We start from the raw sequence: 23,817 nt of genomic DNA on the forward strand, positions 1-23,817 counted from the left end.
GCGGCTAACTCCTGATGCGGCGGTGGATCGGATGGACGCGCCGAGATTACCGGTCGGGGCGGGGAGACTCGAACTCCCGATCTCCTGCACCCAAAGCAGGCGCGCTAGCCACTACGCTACGCCCCGTGGCGTTGCTCCTCCATCCTACGGGGTAGAGTCTCTGGAACGTCCCGCGGGTGTAGCTCAATGGCAGAGCCCCAGCCTTCCAAGCTGGCCATGCCGGTTCGATCCCGGTCACCCGCTCGTGCGCGCCGCCCCTGGTCAGGGCCACACCCCGGCCAGGGCGGCGATCTTTGTAGTACGGCGATCCTTGTCGTGTCGTCGGCCCGCGCGGTGTCCGGCCCGGTTCATCGGGCACGATCGGATGCACCATGACGCTCGCCGACCACCTGCCCCCGCATCCCGACCCCGACAGCATCTTCGACGCGTTCACGGAGTGGACGCAGAAGCAGGGGCTCACCCTGTACCCCGCCCAGGCCGAGGCCCTCATCGAGGTGGTGACCGGATCCAACGTCATCGTGGCCACCCCGACCGGGTCCGGCAAGAGCCTGGTGGCCATCGGCGCGCACTTCGCCGCGATGGCCCACGGCCGGCGCAGCTTCTACACCGCGCCCATCAAGGCGCTGGTGTCGGAGAAGTTCTTCGCCCTGTGCGCCACGTTCGGCCCGGGCAACGTGGGGATGATGACCGGGGACGCCGGCGTCAACGAGACCGCCCCCGTCATCTGCTGCACCGCCGAGATCCTGGCCAACATCGCCCTGCGGGACGCGGCCGCCGCCGGCGTGGGGCAGGTCGTGATGGACGAGTTCCACTTCTACGCCGACCCGGACCGCGGCTGGGCGTGGCAGGTGCCGCTGCTCGAGCTCGCGGACACGCAGTTCGTCCTCATGTCGGCGACCCTCGGGGACGTCCGCCGGTTCGAGGAGGACCTGACCCGCCGGACCGGCCGGCCCACCGCCGTCGTCCGCTCCGCCCAGCGTCCGGTGCCACTGTTCCACCACTACGTGACCACCGCGCTGCACGAGACGCTCGAGGAGCTGCTGAGCACCCACCAGGCGCCGGTCTACGTCGTCCACTTCACCCAGGCGTCGGCGCTGGAACGCGCCCAGTCGCTGATGAGCATCAACGTGTGCAGCCGGACGGAGAAGGACGCCATCGCCAGGACGATCGGCGGGTTCCGGTTCGCCGCCGGGTTCGGCCGGACGCTGTCCCGCCTGGTCCGCCACGGCATCGGCGTCCACCATGCCGGCATGCTGCCGAAGTACCGCCGGCTGGTGGAGCAGCTCGCCCAGGAAGGACTCCTGAAGATCATCTGCGGCACCGACACCCTGGGCGTGGGGATCAACGTGCCGATCCGCACGGTCGTGTTCACCGCGCTGTCCAAGTACGACGGGACGCGGACCCGCCACCTCAGCGCCCGGGAGTTCCACCAGATCGCCGGGCGGGCCGGTCGCGCCGGCTACGACACCGTCGGCACGGTCGTCGTGCAGGCGCCCGAGCACGTCGTGGAGAACGAACGCGCCCTGGCCAAGGCAGGGGACGACCCGCGCAAGCGACGGCGGGTCGTCCGCAGGAAGCCCCCGGAGGGATTCGTCTCCTGGGGCCCGGCAACCTTCGAGCGGCTGGTGGCCGCCGAGCCCGAGCCTCTGACGTCGAGCTTCGCTGTCAGCCACGCCATGCTCCTCAACGTGATCAATCGGCCGGGCGACGCCTTCGCCAGCATGCGCCGGCTGCTCACCGACAACCACGAGAGCCCGCCCGCCCAGCGCCGGCACATCCGCCGGGCCATCGCCATCTACCGGGCGCTGCTCGCCGCCGGCGTGGTGGAGAGACTCGCCGTGCCGGACGAGACCGGACGCACCGTCCGGCTCACCGTCGACCTGCAGCTCGGCTTCGCCCTCAACCAGCCGCTGTCTCCCTTCGCTCTGGCCGCCCTGGAGCTGCTCGACCGCGACGCGCCCGACTACGCGCTGGACGTGGTGTCGGTCGTCGAAGCCACCCTGGACAACCCCCGCCAGGTCCTGTCCGCCCAGCAGTTCAGAGCGCGCGGCGAGGCCGTCGCCCAGATGAAGGCGGACGGCATCGAGTACGAGCAGCGCCTCGAGCTGCTGGACGCCGTCACCTATCCCAAACCGCTCGAGGACCTGCTCGGCACCGCGCTCGAGACGTACCGGCGCGGCCACCCGTGGGTCGCCGACCACGAGCTCGCGCCCAAGTCGGTGGTGCGGGACATGTACGAGCGGGCCATGACCTTCGCCGAGTACATCGGGTTCTACGGCCTGGCCCGCTGCGAGGGGCTGCTCCTGCGCTACCTGTCCGACGCCTACAGGGCCCTGCGGCAGACCGTCCCCGAGGAGGCCCGGACCGAGGAGCTGACCGACCTCACCGAATGGCTGGGGGAACTGGTCCGCCAGATCGACTCAAGCCTGCTGGACGAGTGGGAGCGGCTGCGCAGCCCCACCCCGGACGGGCCGCCCGTGCGCGTCGACGCCCCGCCCCCGGCGGTCACCGCCAACGCCCGCGCGTTCCGGGTGCTCGTCCGCAACGCGCTGTTCCGCCGGGTGGAGCTGGCCGCGCTGCGGCGCTACGAAGACCTCGGCGCGCTCGACGCGGACGCGGGCTGGGACGCCGACCGGTGGGCGGGGGCGCTGCGGCCGTACTTCGACCTCCACGACGAGATCGGCACCGGCCCCGACGCCCGCGGCCCCGGACTTCTGATCATCAACACCGAACCGGGCCGCTGGACGCTGCGGCAGATATTCGCCGACCCGGCCGGCGACCACGACTGGGGCATCAGCGCCGAGGTCGACCTCGCCGCCTCCGACGACGCCGGCACCGCCGTCCTGCGCGTCACCGCCGTCGACCAGCTCTGACGCCCCGGCCGCGCCGCCGCCCTGCCCGGGAGGCCCTCCGAATCCCCTGACGCTCTCCTGACGCTCCCGGAGCGCGCAAGAAAGACGATCACGATAGTGAGGGAACAAGTGGCTGCCACAGCAACCACTTACGTACTCACTCCGGCAAGGGGGAACGGGGGACGGGCGGACGCGCCCAGTGGGTCGGGTGCGGCTGTTCGGGCGTGCTCGTGACCGGAGATGTGATCATGTGGAGTCATGTGACGCGGCGTCACGCAGCATGGCCCGCACCCGCATGAGGGCGAAGCCGAGCAGGTTGCGTCCGGGCCAGGCCGAGGGCCGGTGGGCGCGGTTGTCGTCGGCGGCCAGGCCGATGCCCCACACCCGGTCCAGCGGACTCGCCTCGACCAGGATCCGGTCCCCCGTGCCGAACAGGTAGTTGCGCAGCGACGGATGCTGGGAGAACTTCGCCGCGTTGCCCTGGACCAYGATGTCGAAGCAGTGCTCGTTCCACACCGTCTCGTCGAAACCGCGGACCTGCCGCCCGTGCTTCTTCGCGGCGGCGGGGTCGGAGGTGGCGAGCACCCCCCGCGCGGCAACAAGGTCGCCGAATAACCGGGCCTTGCGTTCCATCATGAAGTGCTCGGCTGTGGGGTAACGCACCCCGTTCACGGTGAATGCGGACAGCCACCACTGGCTCAGGCATCCCGTACCGACGCTGCGGCCACCACCGCGCGGTGACCGGTGACCCCAGAAGAACAGAAGATCCAGTTCCTGCCCGGCCTGCTCCAGCAGGACCAGGTCCTCGACTTGGGACGCGTTCTGCGGTGTGGTTGGTCTCTCCGGTGTGGTTGGCGTGGTCGGTATGGTCACGGCCCTGATGGTCGCACGAGCAGCCCGGCCCTCAACAGCGCTTCAACAGCATTCGTCCGAGCGCGAACCAACCCGAACCGAACCACCGCGGGCATCAATGACCGTGGGCATCCGGCGCGAAGACGRCAAAACCGGCCAGCAGCCGGCCGCCACAAGTGCCGTGACTACCGCAGGTACTTGCTGATCACCTCAGGTGTCGGCTGCTGTGAGCACCGGTCACCCTGAGCACTTGTTGTCGATCCAGTCGGCTAGCTGCCCCCGAAGCTCGAGATCCCCGGGGTTGTGTGACACCTGGTCGGCGAGCTGCCGGACGTTCCCGTCCGGCGCGAGATCGCGGACCGTCAGGGCGACCAGCCGGGCCACGTCCACGCTCGCGCGCACGTCCGCCGCCCGGGCCTCGATCTGCGAGCAGAGCGCGTCGGTGCCGGCCTGTCTGGTCTCCTCGGACACCGCGCCGCAGCCGGCCAGGCCGACGGTCATCGCCACGACGGCGGCCGTGCCGGCCAGCCGGCCGACCAGCCGGGTACGCCCGGGAACCCGGGTTCGGCCGAACACCGGGGCTCGACCGGACGCCTGAACCTGGCCGGGAGGCTGGGCGTGGTCGGAAGCCGTAGTGGGCATGGTCCGGTCTTCCTCCTGGCGTTCGGCAGGCCGCCAGCTCCTGGCGCTGTCGCAGGCGATGTCCCGGCCGATCGTAGCGATCGCCTGGCGGCCGGCCGCCGGCAGCGGCCACCAGCCCACGGCCAACAGCCCACGCACCGGTCCGTGGGCACCGGGCGCCGCCGGCCCGTGGCCATCGGTTCGCGGGTACCACTGTCGTCAGGGGCAGCGTCGACGGACTAACGTCGGATGGTGTGYGGGTGGCAACCTGGAACATCAACTCGGCGAAGGCGCGGCAGGCCCGTCTGATCGAATGGCTGGACCGGGTCCAGCCGGACGTCGTGTGCCTCCAGGAGACCAAGCTCTCCGACGCRGCCTTCCTCGAGCTCTTCGATGAGGATCTCTTCCGGCGCGGTTACCGTGTCGCCCACCACGGTGACGGACGGTGGAACGGCGTCGCGATCTTCTCACGGGCCGGGCTCGACGACGTCGAGGCCGGGCTCGCGGACGGCCCGGGCTTCCCCGCGCCCGAACCGCGGGCGCTCGCCGCGACCTGCGGCGGCATCCGGATCTGGTCGCTGTACGTGCCGAACGGGCGCGCGGTCGACGATCCGCACTACGCGTACAAGCTCACCTGGCTCGCCGCGCTGCGCGCGTCCGTCGAGAAGGCCCTCACGACCGCTCCGGTGATCGCCTGCGGCGACTTCAACATCGCTCCGACCGATGCCGACCTCTGGGATCCCGCCGCCTTCGCCGGTGCCACGCACGTCACCGACGCCGAGCGGCGGGCGCTGCGTGAGCTGACCGACCTCGGCCTGGTCGACGTCATGCGCAGACGCTGGCCGGACGAGCAGGTCTTCACCTACTGGGACTACCGGGCGCTGATGTTCCCGAAGAACATGGGCATGCGCATCGATCTCCTCCTCACCAGCGACAACCTGGTCGACCGGGTACGCGCGGTGTGGGTCGACCGGCAGGCCCGCAAGGGCACGGGCACCTCCGACCACGCGCCGGTGATCGTCGACCTTGACGAGGCACCGGACGGCGACATCGGCCCGATGGTCCCGCCCCCGTCCCCACCGCGGGCGGCCAGCACCCGGCGCCGCGCACCGGGAGGCCCGGGACGGACGGGGGCGGGACGAACCGCGCCAGGCCGCCACCGCGCCGGCCCCGACACCGCTGGCCCAGGTGTCACGAAGCCGGACGTCACCAGCCCGGATGCCGCGGATACGGGCACCCTGGAGGCGGGCGGCACGGATACCCGAGCGAACTGACCGCCGTGCCGGGGCACGGCGGTCAGTTCGCGGTGCGGCCGGTGGCAGTTCAGCGGTGGCAGTTCAGCGGTGGCCGCCCGGCGGCGCCGCGGAGCGTTCCGACACCACCGGGCGGCAGGCCGCCGCCGCGGTCGACTACCCGCGGTCAGCGGCCCGGCATCCGCTCAGGACTCGACTGCCGGCGTGTGCCCAGGCTCGTCCGAGTGGCTCTCCGAACTGTCAGCCGACCCGGCGCCCGGCAGCGCCGAGGATGTGCCCGGGTTGACCGGGATGCGCGTCCCGTAGGCGGGCGCGAGCGCGCCCGCGAGCCGGACCGACAGCACGCCCTTGTCGTAGGTCGCGGAGATCTGGTCGGCGCCTACTCCTTCCGGCAGGTTGAACTCGCGGTGGAAGGCGCCGTACCGGCGTTCCCGCACGACGACACGTCCGCTGTCGCTCTCGCGGTTGTCGGCGCGCTCACCGCGGATGACCAGCCGGCCGCGCTCCAGTTCGACCGTGACGTCCTTCTCGATGTCGGCGCCGGGGAGCTCGAGGTGGACAACAACATYGTTGCCCTCGGTAACCACGTCTGCCAACGGAGCGAAGCCGAGGCGCGGTATCCGTGCCCGCTCGGGGGCGGCGTCCCAGCTACGCCGGACGATCTCGTGGAACTCGCGGTCCAGACGACCGAAGGCAGCGAACGGCTCCCACAGGTAGGTGCTCATGACTACTCCCTTCCTTCCAGCGTCGACCCCTGCACCGGCCAACTACCAACCGAAGGCTAACATCACCGGATCGGGATCATCTCAGTGTTGTTGAGTCTAGCAGACTCATACTTATGAACGAGCATTGAAGCAGTACCGTTCCCGACGGCGTGGCAGACTATCCGGCCCGCCGGTCGACACCCGGCCCTTACCACGTCGGCCTACCTGACGTCGGTCCACCTGACGTCGGTCCACCCGGTACCGGCCCACCCGGTACCGACAGCGGACGTGGCCCGCACGAGGCCGTCTCACCCGGACCGACCGGCACCCGACCGTCGATCGTTGCGACCACCTGCCCCAGCTCCGCTCCCACCGGCCGGACAGGTCCGACTGGACGCGGTAGGGCAACAAAGGTATTAAAAGTTAAAAAATGCATGCAATATGGACAGTGCAACTGTGGAGCAAGTTGAACAAAAAGAATAAAAGGCTGCGGCGCAAAAGGCCGTGCGGCCGTGAGCGGGCAGACGAACGGGGCGGAGCAGCACAGCGGCAGGCGGGACAGCCAGGCGGCAGGCGGCACGAGGGCAGCGCCGTGGAGGTGCCAGGACAGCGACCGCGGCGCGGTCACGAGCCGATCCGAGCCGGTCAGGCGTCCCGCGCGACCATCGACCACGCCCCACCGAGCAGCACGAGCGCCGTGTAGACGCTGAGCAGCGCGATGCTTCCCTCGGCGGACAGGCTCATGGCCGGTGGGTTCACGGTGACGATCGAGACCGCCATCGTCGCCGGCAGGTAGGGCAGGACGTCCTCCTGCAGCTCTCCCGGCAGGAACTGGACGGCGATCTGCAGCACCACCATGGCGCCGAACAGGATGCCCAGCGCGCCCGCGGTATGGCGGATGACCGCCGCGAGCCCAAGCCCGATCAGCCCGATCAGCGTGAGGTAGGCCGTGGCGCCGAGGACGATCCGGACGATTTCCGGATCGCCGAAGGAGGCCTGTTGGCCGGTCGACCGCAGCAGCTGTTGCCCGAGCACGAAGGCGACCAGGCAGGCGACGAACGCGCCGACCACCACCACGCCCGCGAAGACCACGGCCTTCGCCGCGAGCACGACCAGCCGGTTGGGGACGGCCGCGAAGGTCGTCCGGATCATTCCGCTGCCGTACTCCGAGCTGATCACGAGAACGCCGAGCACGCCCAGCGCGATCTGGGCCATGAAGATCCCGCTGAGGCTGAGCGCGGCCGGCTCCCCGCCGACGTCCCCACCCTGGTTGGCGGTTGCCCCGCACGCGATCGCGGCCAGGCCAACCGTGATGACGAAGGCAGCGAACAGGGTCCAGTACGTCGACCGGACGGTCCACAGCTTCGTCCACTCGCAGCGCAGGGCGTTCCCGAACGTGTCACGCCGGCCCGTCGCCGCGGACGGCCGGGGCGGGACGGCGCGGCCGGGCTGGTCGGCGGGCAGCCCCGGCGGTGTGCCGTCGGCGAGGCCGGTGGGCGGGCCGGCGAGGTCGCGGGGTGTGGCGTCCGGGGGCATGGTTGTCAGGGCCTCGATCCGACGGTTGTGGGTGTGCCGGGGGATGCGTTGGGAGAGGTGGCCTGGAGCGGGTCCAGCCCGGTCCGGTAGTCGACCGAGTCCCGGGTCAGATCCATGAAGGCCTCTTCCAGGGAAGCCTGCTGGGTTGACAGTTCGTGCAGGACGACACCGTGGGCGGCAGCCAGCTCACCCACCGCGGGTGCGTCCATCCCGAGCACCTCCAGGGCACTGTCCGGCCCGGGCTGCACACGCACGTCCGCCCGGTCCTGGGTCAACAGCGCCGACAGCTGCCCGGCCTGTGGCGAGCGCACCCGGACCCGGTTGCGCGAACTGCGGGAAAGCAGGTCCGTGACGCTCGCGTCCGTGACGAGCCGACCCCGTCCGATCACGACGAGATGGTCGGCGGTCAAAGYCATCTCGCTCATCAGATGACTGGAGACCAGCACCGTCCGTCCTTCGGCGGCCAGCTGCTTCATCAACGCGCGGATCCACCAGATACCTTCTGGATCCAGGCCGTTCACGGGTTCGTCGAAAAGAAGCACACCTGGATTGCCGAGCAACGCGGTCGCCACACCCAGGCGCTGTAACATCCCGAGCGAGAATGTGCGGATCCGCCGGCGGGCGACTGTGGCGAGGCCCACCATTTCCAGCACGGTGTTGACCCGGGACGGGCCGATGCCGTTGCTGCGCGCGATACACAGCAGGTGGCTGGACGCGCTGCGGCCACCGTGCACGGCACTCGCGTCCAACAGCGCTCCCACCTCGCACAACGGTCGCCGGATCGACGCGTACGACCTGCCGTTGACCCGGACCTCGCCCATGGTCGGCAGGTCCAGGCCGACGACGGCGCGCATCGTTGTYGACTTTCCCGCTCCGTTCGGTCCGAGGAATCCGGTGACCCGGCCGGGAAGAACCTGAAACGAAAGGTCGTCCACCGCAACGGTCGAGCCGTAGCGCTTGGTCAGCCGATCAACTTCGATCATCTGTCTCCGTCCGGACCGCGTGCGAACTGCCGGATACCGACCATAACCACCGGCCGGCTCCTGCCTGAGGAAACCCCAGGCGCGGCCACCCGGGATACCCGTTGTCCTCCGGCCGACACCGGTGGCCGGGACGACGGCGTCGGTTGCCCGATAGTGCCGGGTGTCCGACCGGCTTCCATCTGCTACGGCCGGTCGTCACCAGCGATGTCGACCAGCATCGACACGACTGGCGATATAGGTACATGATACCGTTTTTTATGTGCTTTCTTCCTATGAAGGTCGAATATCAAAATATAGCGAGGCCACCGCCAATAAGATCATTGTTGGCGAGTGGCCGGCCGCGCGCGTCGGATCAACGCCGGCCCCGGTCACGGAGTTCTCCACCGCCGAGTTCTCCACCGCCAGCGCCACCGCAGCGGGCGCTCTGGAGACCAGCCCCCTTGAGCAGCTGGTGTTGCGCGGTGACGGGCTGACCACCACGTCACTGGAAATTCTCACCGGCCGTCGCATCACTGTCCGTATACGTCGTCAGCAGCGCTTTCCGCTGACGACGCCGAGCCAGCGCGGCTACGCGGCGGACATCCGGGGAGTGGACAGCGGCCCCCGGTTCCACGAACTCGCCACCCGCACCCATCGGGACACCTACACCGACATCGGTTTGCGCGATCTCGACGGCAGCCCCGGAGACGAGCTCCTGGTCCGCGAGGTGCTTCTCACCAGCGACAACGGTGTCGTCCACGGGGCGGCGTCCCTGCTCGCCATCACCGACAGGCTGCCGGCCGACGTCGTGCGCGCGCTGGACACCGAGGAGCCCATCGGCAGGCTGCTGATGCGGGCCGCCCTGCCGGTCGTCCGTGAGCTGCGGTCATGGGGACGGCTGCCGGCCGGCGACTTCGCCACCCACCTCGGGTCTGCTCTCAGCGCGCAGTCCCGGGTGCCGGCCCGGACCTACCGGATGCGCGACATGCGGACCGGCCACCCCCTGACGCTGATCACCGAGTGGTTCTCCCCCCACCTGTTCGGCCACGACTCGAGCTGACTGCGCAGGCCTGCGCCGGCCTGCGCCGACACCGGCCTGCGCCGACACCGGTCGCGCCGACATCGCGGCGCCAGCCATACCGCGACACGCGGCCGCCCGGTCACTCCATGCCGTCACCTGAAGCGGCTGCGTCGTCATGCCTGCTCACGGGATGCCCGCTCACGGGCCCTCTCCCGGCCTGCCCAGGCCCACTCGTGGCTCACTCCCGGCCTGCCCAGGCCCATTCGCGGTCCGCTCGCGGTCCATGCGCGCGGGATCTCCACGGCCGGACCGGTTCTCGGCGAACCGGCCGGACACCGGTGGCCGGACCGCCGGGGACGCCGGCGCACCGACTGGCGTGACCGACCGGTAACCCGGGAACACAGAAGCACGGGACCGTAGCGGCACCGCTACGGCAGGGGCCTTCCATACCTATCACTAGTTACTATAAGTGATATCGATCATATTTTTTGCTACCGTAAGAAACGAGCGATCGTCATTAAGCACAACTCGTTTCCATCCGTTACGCTCTGTTCCATCAATCTCCATCAACGCCAGCCCAGTCAGGCAGCCGCCCCCACCCGGGCCGGACGCCAAGGACCTGAGGAGGCAACCACGTAATGACGGCGGAGACTCCGGCGAGACCGCCGCGGACACGACGGGGATCACGACGCCAGGCCCGCACCGATCTRCCCCGCCCCCCGGCTGACGCCGCCATCTGGAGCCAAGGGCTCACCCGGTGCTACGGCACCCGGCACTCGGTGGACAGGATCGACATCCACGTCCCAATGGGAGCGCTGTCCGGATTCGTCGGGCCGAACGGTGCCGGCAAGACAACCACCCTGCGGATGCTCCTCGGGCTGATCAAGCCCAGCGCGGGACACGGTTTCGTGCTCGGACATCCGATCGAACGGCCCGCCGAGTATCTGTCCAGGGTCGGGGCCATGATCGAAGGTCCGACCTTCCACCCTGGCCTGACCGGGCGGGCCAACCTGCGCATGCTGGCGCGGCTGCGCAGGCTGGGCCCGGAGCGCGTTGCCGAGACGCTGTCCATGGTCGGCCTCGCCAGCCGGGCCGACGACCGGTTCGCCTCCTACTCCCTCGGCATGAAACAGCGGCTGGGGATCGCCGCGGCCCTGTTGCCGCGTCCCGATCTGCTGGTGCTCGACGAACCGACCAACGGGCTCGACCCGGCGGGCATCCGCGAGATCCGCTGCCTGCTCAAGGACCTGGCCGGAGGACGCATGACAGTCTTCGTGTCCAGCCACCTGCTGTCGGAGGTCGAACAGATCTGCGACCACCTGGTGATGATCAGAGACGGGCGGCTGCTGTTCCAGGGCCATGTGACCGAACTGCTCGCCGCCGAGGACCCACGGCTCGTCCTGACTCCCGAGTACTCCTGTGACGCGGCACGGCTGGCCGCCCTGCTGGGTGACCACGGTCTACGGGTCGATCCGCCCGAGCGCTCGCCGGACGGCTCGGTCAGCGTGCACGCCCCGGAGGGCTCGGCGGCGAACCTGAACAGGATCGCCATGAGCGCCGGTATCGCGCTGCGGGCGCTGCGCGCGTGCCGGCCCAMGTTGGAGGAGACGTTCCTGGTCGCGACGGGGGGAGTCGACGGGGACCTGATCCCCCGCAGCCGCAGCTCTCCGGACGTCCCGACGGAATCTCCGGATGACCCGGCTGACCTGCTCACCGCCGGGGCCACCGCATCGACCTCCGCTGGAGGGAACTCGTGACCGCGGCACTGCGGGCCGAATGGATCAAGCTCGGCCGCTCGCGTTTCTTCTTCGGCACGTTGGCGGCCGTCGTCTCGGTGGCCACGCTCGGCGCGGTACTGACCATGCTCTCGGTCGGACGTCGCGACTACGACGGGGTGCCCGTCACCGCGCCCGCCATGTCCCGTCCGGACGGGGTCATGCAGGGGCTGGAAGCCGTCAGCATCCTGCTCGGCGTGGTCGGGCTCGCCGTCACCGCCGCTGTCATCGGCGCCGACTACACCCAGGGAACCCTGCGTAACCAGCTCATGGCCCAGCCGCATCGACTCCGCCTGCTGGCGGGCAAATGCCTGGCCCTGGTGACGTTTATGATGACGATGATCGCCGCGGCCACCGTTGTGGCCGCGGCCGCGTCGTTCGCCATAGCTCCGATCCGGGGGGTGGACACCGCTGCCTGGCACAGCCTCGCCGGCCTGACGGAGATCGGTAAGGGCTACCTGAACGTGCTGGCCTCGTCCCTGGGATACGCGACCCTGGGGCTGCTCGCAGGGGTCGTCTTCCGCTCCCCCGCCGCCGCGGTGTCGGTCGCGGTCGCCTACGCGCTGCCGCTGGAGATGCTGGTGTCACGAATCTTCAGCCCGGCCGAGAGCTGGCTGCCCGCCCGGCTCATGGACGCCCTGGCCTCGGGCGCACGGGGATACCGGATCGCCTACGAAGCAGCCGGCCTGCGCATCCTGGTCTTCTGCGCCGCCGCGGTCGCGGCCGCCCTGGTGCTGTTCGCGCGCCGCGACGTGACGTCCTGACCAGCGGCTGACGTCCGCCACCCGCGCGGGCGGCGCCAGGCCGGGCGCGCGGGTCAGGCGAGCACGGCCCGCAGGTCGACCCGCATCAGCCACTGGTCGAGTTTGAACGGCGGGTACGGCCACGCGATGGCGTCCAGGACCAACTGGTTGACCGGCAGCCACATCACCCGGCGTCGCGCGTCGACGGCACCGCGCCGCAGGCCGACATAGCGGTTGGACGGCCCGCGCAGACGGCCCAGCCCGATGTCGATCGGCTGACCGACTGTGAACGTCATCCGCCTGCCCCGCCCGGACGGGCGGACGGCCCGCAACGTGCCGTCGAGGCCGGCCAGCACGACCGCCCCGCTGGCCGGGTCGAACACGATGCTGCGGACCAGACCGCCCGAATCGGTGCCCGCCACGAAATACTCCGGTGGGTTCGCCACCCCCCAGCCGCGCCACGGCCAGCCGTCGGTCGCCGGGGCGCGGGTGACCAGGCCACGGTCACCGTCGATCTTCGGATAGACCGCGAGCGTCGCCGCACGCAGCCCGTCCGGGCGGGTGCGGGCGACGTACAGGGTGCCGTTGTCGTCGAAGCACGCGGTCTCCATGCGGGAGCCGTCCACAGCGGCCCGTACCGCGGTGCTACAGGGAGTGATCGTCCCGCTCCCCTGTCCCGCGCCGCCCGCCGAGTAGGAGAACTCCTGGATCGGGAAGGAGACCACCTGGTGGTCGGCGGTCCGGCAGTCACTGATCAGCACGAAACGCTCGTCGCCGGCCGTGGACGTGGGGTCGGTGACGACCTCCCGGGGGTTGACCACCACCGGTACGCCGAAGGCCTGGACCTCCGGGTACTGCCAGGACGCGCGTACCCGGCCCGCGGTGTCCACGACCAGCAGTGCACCCTGGTCGGTGCCCAGGGTCGAGGACCCGAAGTACTGCGCGATCACCAGGTGGCCGCTGGCCGGCAACCGGGCGATCGCGGCCGGGCCGCGCGACCACCGCGGCTCCCCGCGGCCTTCGTGCGGAAAGGCACTCGCGGCCACCCCCGGCAGCGCGGTCGCCGCGAGCTGGTCGGTCGTCCACGACCGCGTCGGATCGTAGCTCCAGGGCTGGCCGGGAGCGGGACGACGGATCTGCCCGAGCGCCGGCAGTTCCCCGTACACCGCCGTGTCCCAGCCGAAGTACGACACGGCCGAGACGAACATCACCCGCTCGTCCGGGCCCGAACCGGTCACGATCACGTCGGCGACATCGGCGCCGCCGACGCCGCGGAACCCCGCGTCGGCCCGGGGCAGATGTGTCCGCCCGGTGGTCGACGGCACGACCAGCCGGGTGAAACGCATCGGGCCGGGCTCGAACACCGCGATCTCCATCCCCGTCCCGGTGGGCTGGGCCTGGTTGTCCGAGAACGGCGTGGTCGCGGTGAAAACGGTTCCGTCGGAGGTGACGGTCGACATGTAGGCGGCCTGGCCAGGGCCGAAACCCCAGCCGGGCACGTCCACCGTGACGATCCGGGCGCCCTCGGCGTCGTCGTGGAAGCTGTCGAGGTCACCGAAGCTGCCGGGCGCGCCGAACAGCGCGAGCGCGCCCATGTCGGCGGTATCGCCATGATCGTAAATACGCTCCGTGCCGAACAGCAGCCTGGCCGTGCCGGCGAGCGCGCCCAGCCCAGCCGTGGTCGCGCCGGCCACCATCCAGCGACGGGTCACGCCCCGCCGCCACGCCCGCGACTGTTCCGGGCATGCGCACGTATCCRCGCGTTCCTGGCACTCCCCGCATTCCTGCTGCTCCTGCTGCTCCTGTCGGGTCGCGTGGACGCCGTGGGATGCCGCGAGGACAAGGGGGGCGGTGGGCGCGGGGGTCGCGGACGCCGGCGCGGAAGCAGCGGGGGGAACGGCCACCGGGACGGACGGTCCGTACTCCACCGGATCGGCCGAGYCGACCGGATTGGCAGGCTCGGCTGAGCCGACCGGATTGACTGGATTGGCCGGGCTGACCGGATTAGCTGGATTGGCCGGGCTGACCGGACGACGCCGGGAGCGGAGCGGGATCCACTCCCGGGGCGAGACCGCCGGTTCGTCCCGGCTCGCCGGCTGGTCAGGCCGGTCGCCGACGCGGGGGGATACGTCACCGGGTGTCGGCGTGTGCCCCCCCGCTGTGGAATCCCGACCCATGTCTCCCAGTGTCCGATGACCACATGGCCCCGGTTCGTCAGGATCGGAAAACCGGTCGGGTGACCTACCTTTCGGTTTGGGGCCGGTTCAGTGCGGTCTGGAACCATTTCGGCAGGTCTGACGGCACCGGCTCCCCGTCCGGCGGCGCGTCCAGCGATCACATATCAGTCATTGAACAATCACTGGCAGCTACTCAACGCGGCTGAGGATGAGGGCCTCCTGCTCGCGGACGGGCCCCCGGTCACGCCCTCCCACCAGATCGGCGGGGCCACGGCGGGGCCATCTGCCCGACCGCCGGCCGACAGCCTGCTCCCACCCGCCGGGTCGCCTGCCCGGCCGTGCCCGCGCCCACGACTCGGCCGCCTGCCCCGGCGGTGTGCCCGCGGCCGTCGCCAGCACGGCGGGCGAGTGCGCCCGCACCACCATGAGGCCGGCCAGCAAGGCGGTCACGGCCTGGCAGACGAGCGCCATCGCCGCGGTGGCGACCAGATCCCCGCCGGCCATGATCAGACCACCGCCCGTGAGCATGGTTCCGGCCGCGAGCACACCCACCACGCCGCGGCGGCCCGCGCCCAGCAGGTAGTTGGTGAACAGCAGCGTCACGGCCAGGCAGGTCATGGCAAGCGCCAGCACCCACAGCGCGGGCGCGCCCGCGGTCAGCTTCGGGCCGAAGACCTCCGACAGCAGGAACCGGGCGGCCACCGCGCCGACCGCCACCAGCAGCAGCCCGGGGGCGACCACCCAGCCGACCGCCACCAGCAGCGCCGCCGTAGCGGGACGGCCCTGCTGCCGGCGGCGGGCCGCTTCCGGCAGCAGGAAGCCCGCCACGGCCAGCCCGATGAACACCGGTACCTTGCAGGCCGTGGCGATGGCGGCGTACGCCCCGACCGAGTCGGGGTTGAGCCAGCCGACGATGACCACGTCCATGTTCTGCAGCATGGCCAGCGGCACGAGCGCGGCGAGCGCGGTTGTCGTGTCACGCCGCAGGGCGTGCCTGGTCCGCACCGTCGGGACGGGCGGCAGGATGATCGGCCCGGTGGAGCCGATCCGTTCCGACCCATCGCCACCGTATGTGATCGAACGTCGAAAATCTGTTACTTTACGTGATGTTCGTGCGGTGCGTCGACGAGCGTGCTCGGTCGCGAGCGCAACACCGACGATCAGGCCGAGGCCCGCGCCGTTGACGCCCAGCCCGGCGAACACCAGACCGATCGTGACGGTGATCCGGGCCACGCCCTCCAGGAMGAAGTTGCGGGCCAGGTCCTGATAGGCGCGGCGGGCCTGCAACAGGCCACGCTCGACCGACAGCGACACCCACACCCCCGCGGCCGCGACCGCCTCCGCGATCGCCAGCGGATGCGGGTAGGACAGCACCGCCGCCGTGGGCTTGGCGGCCAGCAGGCCGAGGACGCAGGTGACGGCCACTCCGACCGCGCAGACACCGCGCAGCCGGCGGATCCAGAACCCCCGCTGATGCCGGGTGTGGCCGGGTGCGGAGGTGTCCCGCTGCACCACGGCGATCTGCAGAGCGGAACCGCCCATCGACAGGATCAGGAAGATTCCGGTCTGGACGACCAGCGCGCCGTAGTTGACGGCGTCGAGCGCCCGCGCGAACACCAGGTTGGCCAGCAGGTTGCCGCCGTTGATGGCGACCCCGGCGACCGCGAGCGCCCCGGGCCCCTGGAGAGCTCGCGCGAGCGCCGCGCGTCCGACGTTCGTCACCCATCTCCTCCCGCCCGGCCCCGCTTGCGGTAGCGGGTCCATTTTGCCGCCCTTTGCCGGGCATCGCTGATCCACGGTAAGCCACCGCTCGCGCCCCATTGACGTCCGGTCCCCGCGATCTGACACCATCGTCGCGGGCTGGGGCGAGGACCGCGCCACCGGCGTCAGAAGGTTGACGACAGCCGTCCGCTGAAAGGAGTGCGCCAGTGCCCGTGACCGCAGCGCCCGCAGGCAGTCTGAGCAGGCGGATCGACGCGCTCGCCGGCCGTCGTGTGGTGTTCCTCAACTGGCGTGATCTTGACCACCCGCAGGCCGGTGGTGCTGAACTCTACTGCCAGTCGGTGGCCGAGCGCTTCGCCGCGGCCGGCGCCCGAGTGAGCCTGCTCACCGCCCGCCCGGCCGGCCAGACCCGGTCGGCCACCGTCCGCGGCGTCGAGATCCACCGCCGCGGCGGCACGTTCGGAGTGTATCCAGCCGTCCTCGCCCAGCTGCTGCGTGACCGCCGCGGCGTCGACGCGGTGGTGGACTGCCAGAACGGCATCCCGTTCTTCAGCCCCCTGGTGCTGCCCGCCAGCACCGCGGTGATCCAGGTCCTCCACCACGTCCACCAGCGGCAGTTCCCGCTCTACTTCCCGGAGCCGGTGGCCCGGATCGGACAGCTGCTGGAGACGCCGGGAAGCCGCTGGGTGTACGGGCGGCGCCCGGTGGCGGTGGTGTCACCGTCCACCCGGGACGAGGCCCGGGATGTGCTGAAGCTGGCCGGGCCACGCTTCATCGTGCCCGGCGGCGCCGACAGCCCGCTGCCCGGCCCGGCCCGGCCCGCGTCGCCCCGCCCCGCCCCGCCCGGCCCGGCCGACCGGCCGACCATCGTCTGTGTCGGGCGGCTGGTCCCGCACAAGCGACTGCACCTGCTCATCGACGCGCTGCCCGCGCTGCGCGCGTCCCATCCCGGCCTGGTGGTGGAGATGGTCGGGGACGGACCCGACCGCGACCGGCTGCTGCGGCACGCCCACGAGCGGAGCGTCGGYGAGGAGATCCTGCGCTGGCATGGGTATGTCGACGCGGCCGAGCGGGACCGGCTGCTGTCGACGGCCTGGCTGACGGTCAACCCCTCCCACGGGGAGGGCTGGGGCCTGTCGGTGCTGGAGGCCAACGCCCACGGCGTGCCGGCGGTCGCCTTCCGCGTCCCCGGGCTGCGTGACGCCGTCCGCGACGGGCACACCGGCTGGCTGGTGGACGAGCCCGGCCCGCTCACGGCGACGATCGACGCGGCCCTGTCCACGCTGGCGGACCCGGCCGCGGCGGCGCGCTGGCGTTCCCGGGCGCGGGCGTGGGCCGCAGGCTTTACCTGGGACGCCACCGCCGAACTGCTCGCCCGGGTGGTGACCGCCGAGATGGACCGGCTGGCGGCGGCCCGGGGCCGCGGGAGGCGCTCGGGCCGTGGCCCGCTCGGCGGACAGCCACCGGGTGGGAGCGCACCGGCTGGAAGCGCACTGGCTGGAAGCGCACCGGGCGGGCCGCTGCCAGGCTGGCGGCGGCTGCCGGGCCGGCGGCCGCGGGGCGGAAGCCCGCTGGACGGACCTGCGTCCCTGGGCGGGCCTGCCTCGGCCGGGCGCCGACGCGGGTCACGCCGCGCGGACGACGTCGTGACCCGCGCGGAGTTCCCGCTGGCGCCCACTCGGCCGCTGCCGACCCTGCGCCGCACCGACCTGGTGTACCGCCTGACCGGGGACGACGCCGTACCCGACCGGCTGGGCGGGCAGGCCGCTGCCGGCCGGGCGGTCGCGGTCCTCTACGGGGCCTCCCCCGCCGACGCCCGCGCCGCGCTCACCCGAGCCGGTGTGACCGGTCAGATCGAGGTGCGGGCCGCCACCGGCGAGGATCTGCTGATCGCAGCCACCCGCTGTGCCCTGTCCGACCCGCCGCCCACCAGCGGAACCACCACTACGCCAATGATCACCAAAGTAGGCTGACGCCTCTCTGCCAGACGCTCCCCCGAGCTATAGGTGAAAACCGTCGTGCTAGCAACGATTCCCACCTACGGACGCGGAACCCGTAGGTAGAAACCGCTGCGGCAACGACCGAAACCACCTACTGTCTCCTCTTCCGGCCAGTGGCGCCCGCTGCCGGGTAGCACTGCGGACGGTGTCCGTGTCACCCGGCCGCGGCAGACTGGGCGGCTGTCTCTGAGGGTGGGATGCCGGTCAGTTCGTCCAGGGCTGTCCGGTACACCCGCGCGAAGCGACGTACGGCGGCTCGGTCGAACAGGTCACGGTGGTAGCAGAAGGTCAGGCCGAGATCGCTACGGTAGCCGGCGGCGGCTATCACCAGTCCCTGTGGCAGCCCGGCGAACGCCGCGAAGTGCAGCGAGGCGACGTCCGGCCCGGACGTGCCCGACGCCGGCGGGTCGGCGAGCCGGCCCAGGTTGGTCACGGTGATCGTCGGCATCAGCAACGGTCGCGCCGTGCTCACAGCCAGCCGTAGCAGCGCGTGACGGGCCGGGCCGGGCAGCCAGGCGACACCGCCGATCCTGCCGCCGGTGACCGGCCGTGCCCCGGCCGTCGCCCCGGCCGTCCTGCCCGCTGCCTTGCCCACCGCCTTGCCCACCGCCTTGCCCGCTGCGGTCTGCCGGCGTACCGCGGCGAGCGCGGTGGCGGGATCCTGGCGGTCCCGTGGTGTCGTCACGATCAGAACCTCGCCGGTGTGGTTCCCGATGGCGTCCGTACCACCCGGGGCGCGCTGGCTGATCGGCATGCGTACCCGCACCGTCATGGTGGGCTGCCCGGCCGCGGTGTTCCACCGCTGGACGGCCACCTTCGCGGCGGCCAGCAGGAGATCGTTCACCGTGGCCGGGGTGTCCGCCACCAGCGTCCGGGCGGATCTCGGGACCGGAACGGTCTCGCAGTACACCCCGTAGGCGGAACTGTGACGATCATCCGTCGCCCGGCCGAGATGCGCCCGCGCGGAACGCGCACGGCTGCCCGGCCGGCTCTCCGGTGACGGGGCGACCCGGCTGGGCAGCCGCGGCACCGGCAGCCCGAGGACGAGCCGGCGCACCGCGCGGACCCGTGCCGGCCGGACAGGCACCGCGAGCAGGCCCGACACCGCCTGGCCGGACGGCTCGGACGCACGCGCGCCGGTGGCCTCAGCCAGCCACGCCGGCTCGGTGGGCGCGCTGGCCAGCGCCCGGAAAGCGGTGCTGGGGCAGCGCTGAAGGATCGCGCGCAGCAGTATCGCCACGCTCATCCCGTCCAGGGCGGCATGATGCGCGGCAACGGCGACCGCGTCGCCGGCGGGCAGCCGCACGTGCAGGACCCGCAGCGGGCAGGAGGCGGTCAGGTCGAACGGGTGCGAGCAGATCTCCGCGAACTTCTCCCACACGTCATCGTCACCATCACCTTTTGCCACTGTCAGCACGTCGTCCGGGCTGTGCGGAAACCACCACCGCCGGCCGGACAATCCCGTGCGCATGCGTGCCCGGGCCATCGGGTGACGCAGCAGGACATCGATCACCGCGTCCCGCAGGACGAACGAATCGATGATCTCGCGGGTACGAGCGATCATCCCGACCGAGATCGGCGCGGCCCTGCGGTCAGAGGCGACGATCAGATCTTCCAGCACCGAAAAGCGGCGTTCCCRGACCGGCCGGGCACGCTCGAGAACAGGCCGACCGGTTTCGTCCGGACCAGTTCCGGTGCGGCCGGGAGCGGTCGTCCCGGAACGGTTCTGGACGGAGCCGCTCCGGCGGGAGCCAGCTCGGACCAGGCCGGTCGACACCGGCGCTACGGACGATCCGGTTCGCGGGGCGGGGACCACGGGCGCGGACGGTCCCGGGAGCAACGCTGATCGCCACATTTCGTGGGGGTCGATGTTCACATCCTCCTTCTTCCTGCCCGTCCATCCCGGTCAGGAGAACGGTGCAGCGGCGAATGTCCCCACGACAGATCCCCACGCAGCCCAGTTTCCGACTCACCGGGACCATTGATGTGATCCAGTCGGAAATAGTGGCGAAGACCTCTTCTGCCGCCGGATTCGTTCCGGTTACCGGTGATTACCGGTGAATACCCATCGGTGACCGCAGCACCGAGACGACCGCGGACATCACCGGCGGAAGCCGAATGGGTATCGACCCGAAACGCCGAGATGTCGAGACGAGAAGCCGCGAGAACAATCGTCTGTAGAATAGTATTTGAACGATTTTTTACCCCATGGACGTCGCGGATTCAGCACGAAGATTCAGCACGAGGCGCCCTGCCGCCCATCGACGGCACCCGGATCGACAGCAAAAACAACGAAAAAACAACGAAACGGCCGGATGAGGCGCCGGACGCGATGGCCGGACCAGGAGTGCCGGACCAGAGCAGGTCGGGTCAGGACGGAGCGCCGGCCGGCCCAGAAACACCGCTCCGCCCGCTGCGGCGCCGACACCGGTCCGCGCGCTTCGCCGCCACGCGCCACGAGGTCGCCCCCATCCGGCCTTGTCCGGTCATCCGACACCGAGGCCGAAAGCAGCCCGCCGTGCTGGCCGAGCCCGTCGGCAGCGCCAGCGCTGCCGACGCTCGTCATCCGGTGCCGAGGCCGAGCGCTCCACGGCGCCGCTCGCGTCGTCCACCAGGACGGGCCGACGTGAGCGGTCCGTACCGCTTCGGCCCGGGGCCCAGGTGGCGGCCGCCCGCGACAGTGCCTCCAAGATGCCTTCAGCTGCCTCCAGCTGCCTTCAGACGACCTCGCGGGGAGCCGGCTGGCGGCCCTCCCGGTTCGCGGGGAGCCGGCTGGCGTCCCGGCCAGCCGGGAGAATGGCCGGTGAGGTGGGCATCTCCGCCGGAGCGCCGCCGGCCACCAGGGCGCCGGTACCCATACTGATCACCCGGGCGACCGGGGCCTGTGACGGCTGCGTGTCGTCCGTGGCCGCCGGGGCCGTGCTCACGCTGGGGCGCCGGACGACCGCCAGCGGCGTGGGCACCGGCTGGAGAACGACCGACGGCTGTGCCTCGACGGGGCGCAGGCCCAGCGGCGCGGACGTGACCGCGGCCCGCCGTCGGTGGTAGCGCCTGGCCCGCAGCACGTCGACCAGCATCGCCGGGGTGTGTCGGCTCACCCGGAACGTCCCACCGGCCATCTCCGACCAGCGGACGGGCACCTCCGTGATCCGGTAGCCCATCGACCGCGCCAGTGAGAGGACCTCGACGTCGAACCCGAAGCCGGTCGACCTGGACAGGCTGAACAACAGTTTCGCCTCGGCGTGGCGGAACGCCTTGAAGCCGCACTGGGTGTCGGCGACGTCCAGCGCCGTGAACGTGCGGGTGATCTGGTTGAACGCCCAGCTGCCCATCCGCCGGCCGTTCGAGCGGACCGTGCTGCCGCCGATGCGGCGTGATCCCAGCGCCACCTCGGCGTCCTGCAGGGCGGCGAGCAGCAACGGGAGATCGTTCACGTCCGAGGCCATGTCGGCGTCCATGAACACGATCGACGCGCCCCGGGCCATCGCGACCCCGGTCCGCACGGCCGCGCCCTTGCCGGAGTTCCAGGGGAGCTTCACGACATGCGATCGCGGGAACCCGCTCAACAGCTGCTGGGCGACCTCGGCGGTGCGGTCCGTACTGCCGTCATCGACAATGATCACTTCCGCGCCGGCGAGCCTGCCCAGCACGGAGGTGAGACGAGGCAGCGACTCCGGGAGCCGGTGCGCCTCGTTGAAGGCGGGGATGACGATACTGACGGGAACGTGGTCCAAGAGTCACTCCCAAGCTGGGTCGGCAGCGACAGAGGCAATTGTGATCGCCTGCCGATCTCGAGGTACTTCGGGCCGCCCGATGCCCGGCCGAAGTGTCGTCGATGCGACATCGCCAAGCCGTCAGGATTTGAGACGCCGTACCGGATGCGTGTCCGGCGGCTAACGACGCACCGACCGGCGGCCGACAGCATGCCAAAACCTCTGGACGGCGCATGACGGGGGCCGGGGGCCGGACCCGTGCCCGGCCCGCTCCGGCGGTCGGCGTCACGGTCCGCGTCCACTCGGAGTGTGAGCGCTCACTGGGACACCTCCGAGAATTCGCCGCGACACCGGATCCGAATACCGTCACTACAACCTCACAATCGGTAGCATCACCATCGGCTTCGCTGTCAGGACACCATCCCGTGAGCACGACTGTCCGCCCACGCGGTGGCAGCGCCCCACGCGTACGCCCATGGCATCCTCCCGCAGGCACGATCCCCTCCTTCGCCCGCCACCCTGACATCGCCCCGACGCACATCCGACAGTCCACGGTTCGTCACACCACGACCGCTCCTCCCCCGGGCGGGGAGGGCACGGTACCGCCTGGAAAGCCGCGACCCGCGGGGTTGCGCCCCCAACGCCGGCCGGGCCGGCGGCCGACTTCCGCTGACTTCCGCCGTGACGATCGTCCGTTCTCCCGCTTTCACATTCGGCATTATGCGATCATGAAGCTCCGATCGGTTTCGGCGCGGGCCCGCACTATGTGACCGACATCCCGGGCCACGTCCGGCCATCCGGTACGCATGAGCCGGACCCGCCGTCACCTCCGAATACGCGAAAAAGCCATAATCATTCATCCTTCGACTGATCCATGACATCCCGCCAATATCAGGCGACAACCAGACGATACCCGCTCCCCGCCGGCACGCCCCCGGCCGGGTGGTGACGACCGGCAACCGGGCGGGCACCGCACCGCGCGCTTCAGCGGATACGACAAAGCGGGTGCTCCGCCCATGCGAGCACCCGTCCGACGGCGTCGGGCCGCTCCCGATACTGCTCACGGACACCTCCGGCACCGGATCAGCCGAATGGCGATCCGAGCGGGTCCGTCCCCGGCCTTTCCCAGCTCCGGCGGGCACGGCCGCCGACGGGATTCTCCCGGTACGTCACGGGAGCCGGAGGCGATACCCGATCACGTTTCTCCGCGCACCCGGCGCGCCACCTCCCCGCCCACCGTCGCGCCCCGACATATACCCCGGACAAAAACAGGGAACCCCCGCCGCCAGGAATTCGTCCAGTTCCCCCGACAAACGTCGACGCATCTGCGCTGAAAGTATCGTGGAGGTGAGATCCGCCAGTTTCCGCGGGCCCGACCGGGGCACCCGGCGCGGACGGTACACAACGGTCCCCCTGGCCAGGCCGCCCGGGCCGGGGCACCCTGGATCCGGTGGGCGCCCACATGGGCACCGCGGGAGGGACAGGTGATGACGCAACGCCGTCAGTTCGACAGGCCCGGCCCCGGGGGCGACCCTGGCAGCGTCTCGTCCGGCGACAGCACGCCCGACAGCGGCAGGTCCGACAGCGGCACGGCCGCGGACGGGCCGGGCCCGCGGCCGACCGCCCCGGACCACCCCGGCAGCGGTCAGCAGGGCCAGCAGGACAGGACCGGCCGCCGCCGCAACACCGGCGATCCCGGCCTGCGCGCGCTGATCGGCGCCGGCCGGTCACGGCTGCCTCCGGGGACGGCGATGCGAGCCCGCGACATCGCCCGCCCCGACCCCGACGACCTGGCCGAGGCCGAGCGCAGCGTTGTCATCCGCCGGCGCCCGTGGACGGATCCGACGGCCGCCACCCCCCGGGGGCAGCGTCGGCGTTAGAACGTC

General features: G+C 71.1%; 16 protein-coding genes and 2 tRNA genes. 8 read left to right on the forward strand and 10 right to left on the reverse strand.

Annotated elements, in window-relative coordinates:
• Positions 1-53: 53 nt before the first annotated feature.
• Positions 54-126, reverse strand: a tRNA-Pro gene (locus tag BL254_RS10330).
• 46 nt (positions 127-172) lie between these two features.
• On the opposite strand from BL254_RS10330, the gene BL254_RS10335 reads away from it, so the two are divergent.
• Both BL254_RS10335 and BL254_RS10340 read left to right on the forward strand, forming a co-directional pair.
• A tRNA-Gly gene (locus BL254_RS10335) sits at positions 173-243 on the forward strand.
• Positions 244-371: 128 nt separating this feature from the next.
• Complete coding sequence (locus BL254_RS10340) at positions 372-2,873, forward strand: RNA helicase (RefSeq protein ID WP_076843192.1); 2,502 nt, start codon at positions 372-374, stop codon at positions 2,871-2,873.
• Between the two features lie 225 nt (positions 2,874-3,098).
• Here the strand turns inward: BL254_RS10340 and BL254_RS10345 are convergent, their stop codons facing one another.
• Both BL254_RS10345 and BL254_RS10350 read right to left on the reverse strand, forming a co-directional pair.
• Positions 3,099-3,725, reverse strand: a complete 627-nt coding sequence (locus BL254_RS10345) for an NADAR family protein (protein WP_139342259.1) — start codon at positions 3,723-3,725, stop codon at positions 3,099-3,101.
• 216 nt (positions 3,726-3,941) lie between these two features.
• Complete coding sequence (locus BL254_RS10350; RefSeq protein ID WP_076843193.1) at positions 3,942-4,484, reverse strand: hypothetical protein; 543 nt, start codon at positions 4,482-4,484, stop codon at positions 3,942-3,944.
• 95 nt (positions 4,485-4,579) lie between these two features.
• Here BL254_RS10350 and BL254_RS10355 point away from each other — a divergent pair, with 95 nt between their 5' ends.
• On the forward strand, positions 4,580-5,599 hold the full coding sequence (locus tag BL254_RS10355; RefSeq protein ID WP_083730965.1) for an exodeoxyribonuclease III: 1,020 nt from the start codon (positions 4,580-4,582) through the stop codon (positions 5,597-5,599).
• 164 nt (positions 5,600-5,763) lie between these two features.
• Here BL254_RS10355 and BL254_RS10360 read toward each other — a convergent pair whose 3' ends face one another.
• From BL254_RS10360 to BL254_RS10370, 3 genes are all read right to left on the reverse strand, one after another.
• Positions 5,764-6,303: an Hsp20/alpha crystallin family protein gene (locus tag BL254_RS10360; protein WP_076843194.1), complete on the reverse strand. Its 540-nt coding sequence runs from the start codon at positions 6,301-6,303 to the stop codon at positions 5,764-5,766.
• A 624-nt stretch (positions 6,304-6,927) separates the two neighbouring features.
• Complete coding sequence (locus tag BL254_RS10365; protein WP_052914549.1) at positions 6,928-7,818, reverse strand: ABC transporter permease; 891 nt, start codon at positions 7,816-7,818, stop codon at positions 6,928-6,930.
• A gap of 5 nt (positions 7,819-7,823) precedes the next feature.
• Positions 7,824-8,801 (reverse strand): ABC transporter ATP-binding protein, encoded by a 978-nt coding sequence (locus BL254_RS10370; protein WP_076843195.1) that lies wholly within the window; start codon positions 8,799-8,801, stop codon positions 7,824-7,826.
• 259 nt (positions 8,802-9,060) lie between these two features.
• On the opposite strand from BL254_RS10370, the gene BL254_RS10375 reads away from it, so the two are divergent.
• From BL254_RS10375 to BL254_RS10385, 3 genes are all read left to right on the forward strand, one after another.
• Positions 9,061-9,840 (forward strand): chorismate pyruvate-lyase family protein, encoded by a 780-nt coding sequence (locus tag BL254_RS10375; RefSeq protein ID WP_047222890.1) that lies wholly within the window; start codon positions 9,061-9,063, stop codon positions 9,838-9,840.
• 599 nt (positions 9,841-10,439) lie between these two features.
• Positions 10,440-11,558, forward strand: a complete 1,119-nt coding sequence (locus BL254_RS10380) for an ATP-binding cassette domain-containing protein (RefSeq protein ID WP_076843196.1) — start codon at positions 10,440-10,442, stop codon at positions 11,556-11,558.
• Complete coding sequence (locus BL254_RS10385; protein WP_047222891.1) at positions 11,555-12,340, forward strand: ABC transporter permease subunit; 786 nt, start codon at positions 11,555-11,557, stop codon at positions 12,338-12,340. The genes BL254_RS10380 and BL254_RS10385 overlap by 4 nt, the downstream gene beginning before the upstream one ends.
• A gap of 53 nt (positions 12,341-12,393) precedes the next feature.
• Here BL254_RS10385 and BL254_RS10390 read toward each other — a convergent pair whose 3' ends face one another.
• Positions 12,394-14,223: a hypothetical protein gene (locus BL254_RS10390; protein ID WP_371390399.1), complete on the reverse strand. Its 1,830-nt coding sequence runs from the start codon at positions 14,221-14,223 to the stop codon at positions 12,394-12,396.
• 462 nt (positions 14,224-14,685) lie between these two features.
• Positions 14,686-16,218: a lipopolysaccharide biosynthesis protein gene (locus BL254_RS10395; protein ID WP_076843197.1), complete on the reverse strand. Its 1,533-nt coding sequence runs from the start codon at positions 16,216-16,218 to the stop codon at positions 14,686-14,688.
• A 206-nt stretch (positions 16,219-16,424) separates the two neighbouring features.
• On the opposite strand from BL254_RS10395, the gene BL254_RS10400 reads away from it, so the two are divergent.
• The gene (locus BL254_RS10400; RefSeq protein WP_047222892.1) at positions 16,425-18,191 is read left to right on the forward strand and encodes a glycosyltransferase family 4 protein; all 1,767 of its coding nucleotides are present in this window, start codon (positions 16,425-16,427) and stop codon (positions 18,189-18,191) included.
• Between the two features lie 181 nt (positions 18,192-18,372).
• Here BL254_RS10400 and BL254_RS10405 read toward each other — a convergent pair whose 3' ends face one another.
• Entirely contained in the window at positions 18,373-19,839 is a 1,467-nt protein-coding gene (locus BL254_RS10405) for a hypothetical protein (RefSeq protein ID WP_175648341.1), read from the reverse strand.
• A gap of 1,096 nt (positions 19,840-20,935) precedes the next feature.
• On the reverse strand, positions 20,936-21,952 hold the full coding sequence (locus tag BL254_RS10410) for a dolichyl-phosphate beta-glucosyltransferase (RefSeq protein WP_047222894.1): 1,017 nt from the start codon (positions 21,950-21,952) through the stop codon (positions 20,936-20,938).
• A 1,466-nt stretch (positions 21,953-23,418) separates the two neighbouring features.
• On the opposite strand from BL254_RS10410, the gene BL254_RS10415 reads away from it, so the two are divergent.
• Positions 23,419-23,811 carry a hypothetical protein gene (locus BL254_RS10415; RefSeq protein ID WP_052914551.1) on the forward strand — a complete coding sequence of 131 codons (393 nt, stop codon included), beginning with the start codon at positions 23,419-23,421 and terminating at the stop codon, positions 23,809-23,811.
• Positions 23,812-23,817 lie beyond the last annotated feature (6 nt).

The organism is Protofrankia sp. BMG5.30 (assembly GCF_001983005.1).
In the GTDB taxonomy this organism is placed as follows: domain Bacteria; phylum Actinomycetota; class Actinomycetes; order Frankiales; family Frankiaceae; genus Protofrankia; species Protofrankia coriariae.

Coding starts and splice junctions, on each gene's coding strand:
- BL254_RS10340 (WP_076843192.1), top strand. CDS start 372: ATGACGCTCGCCGACCACCTGCCCCCGCATCCCGACCCCGACAGCATC.
- BL254_RS10365 (WP_052914549.1), bottom strand. CDS start 7,818: ATGCCCCCGGACGCCACACCCCGCGACCTCGCCGGCCCGCCCACCGGC.
- BL254_RS10415 (WP_052914551.1), top strand. CDS start 23,419: ATGACGCAACGCCGTCAGTTCGACAGGCCCGGCCCCGGGGGCGACCCT.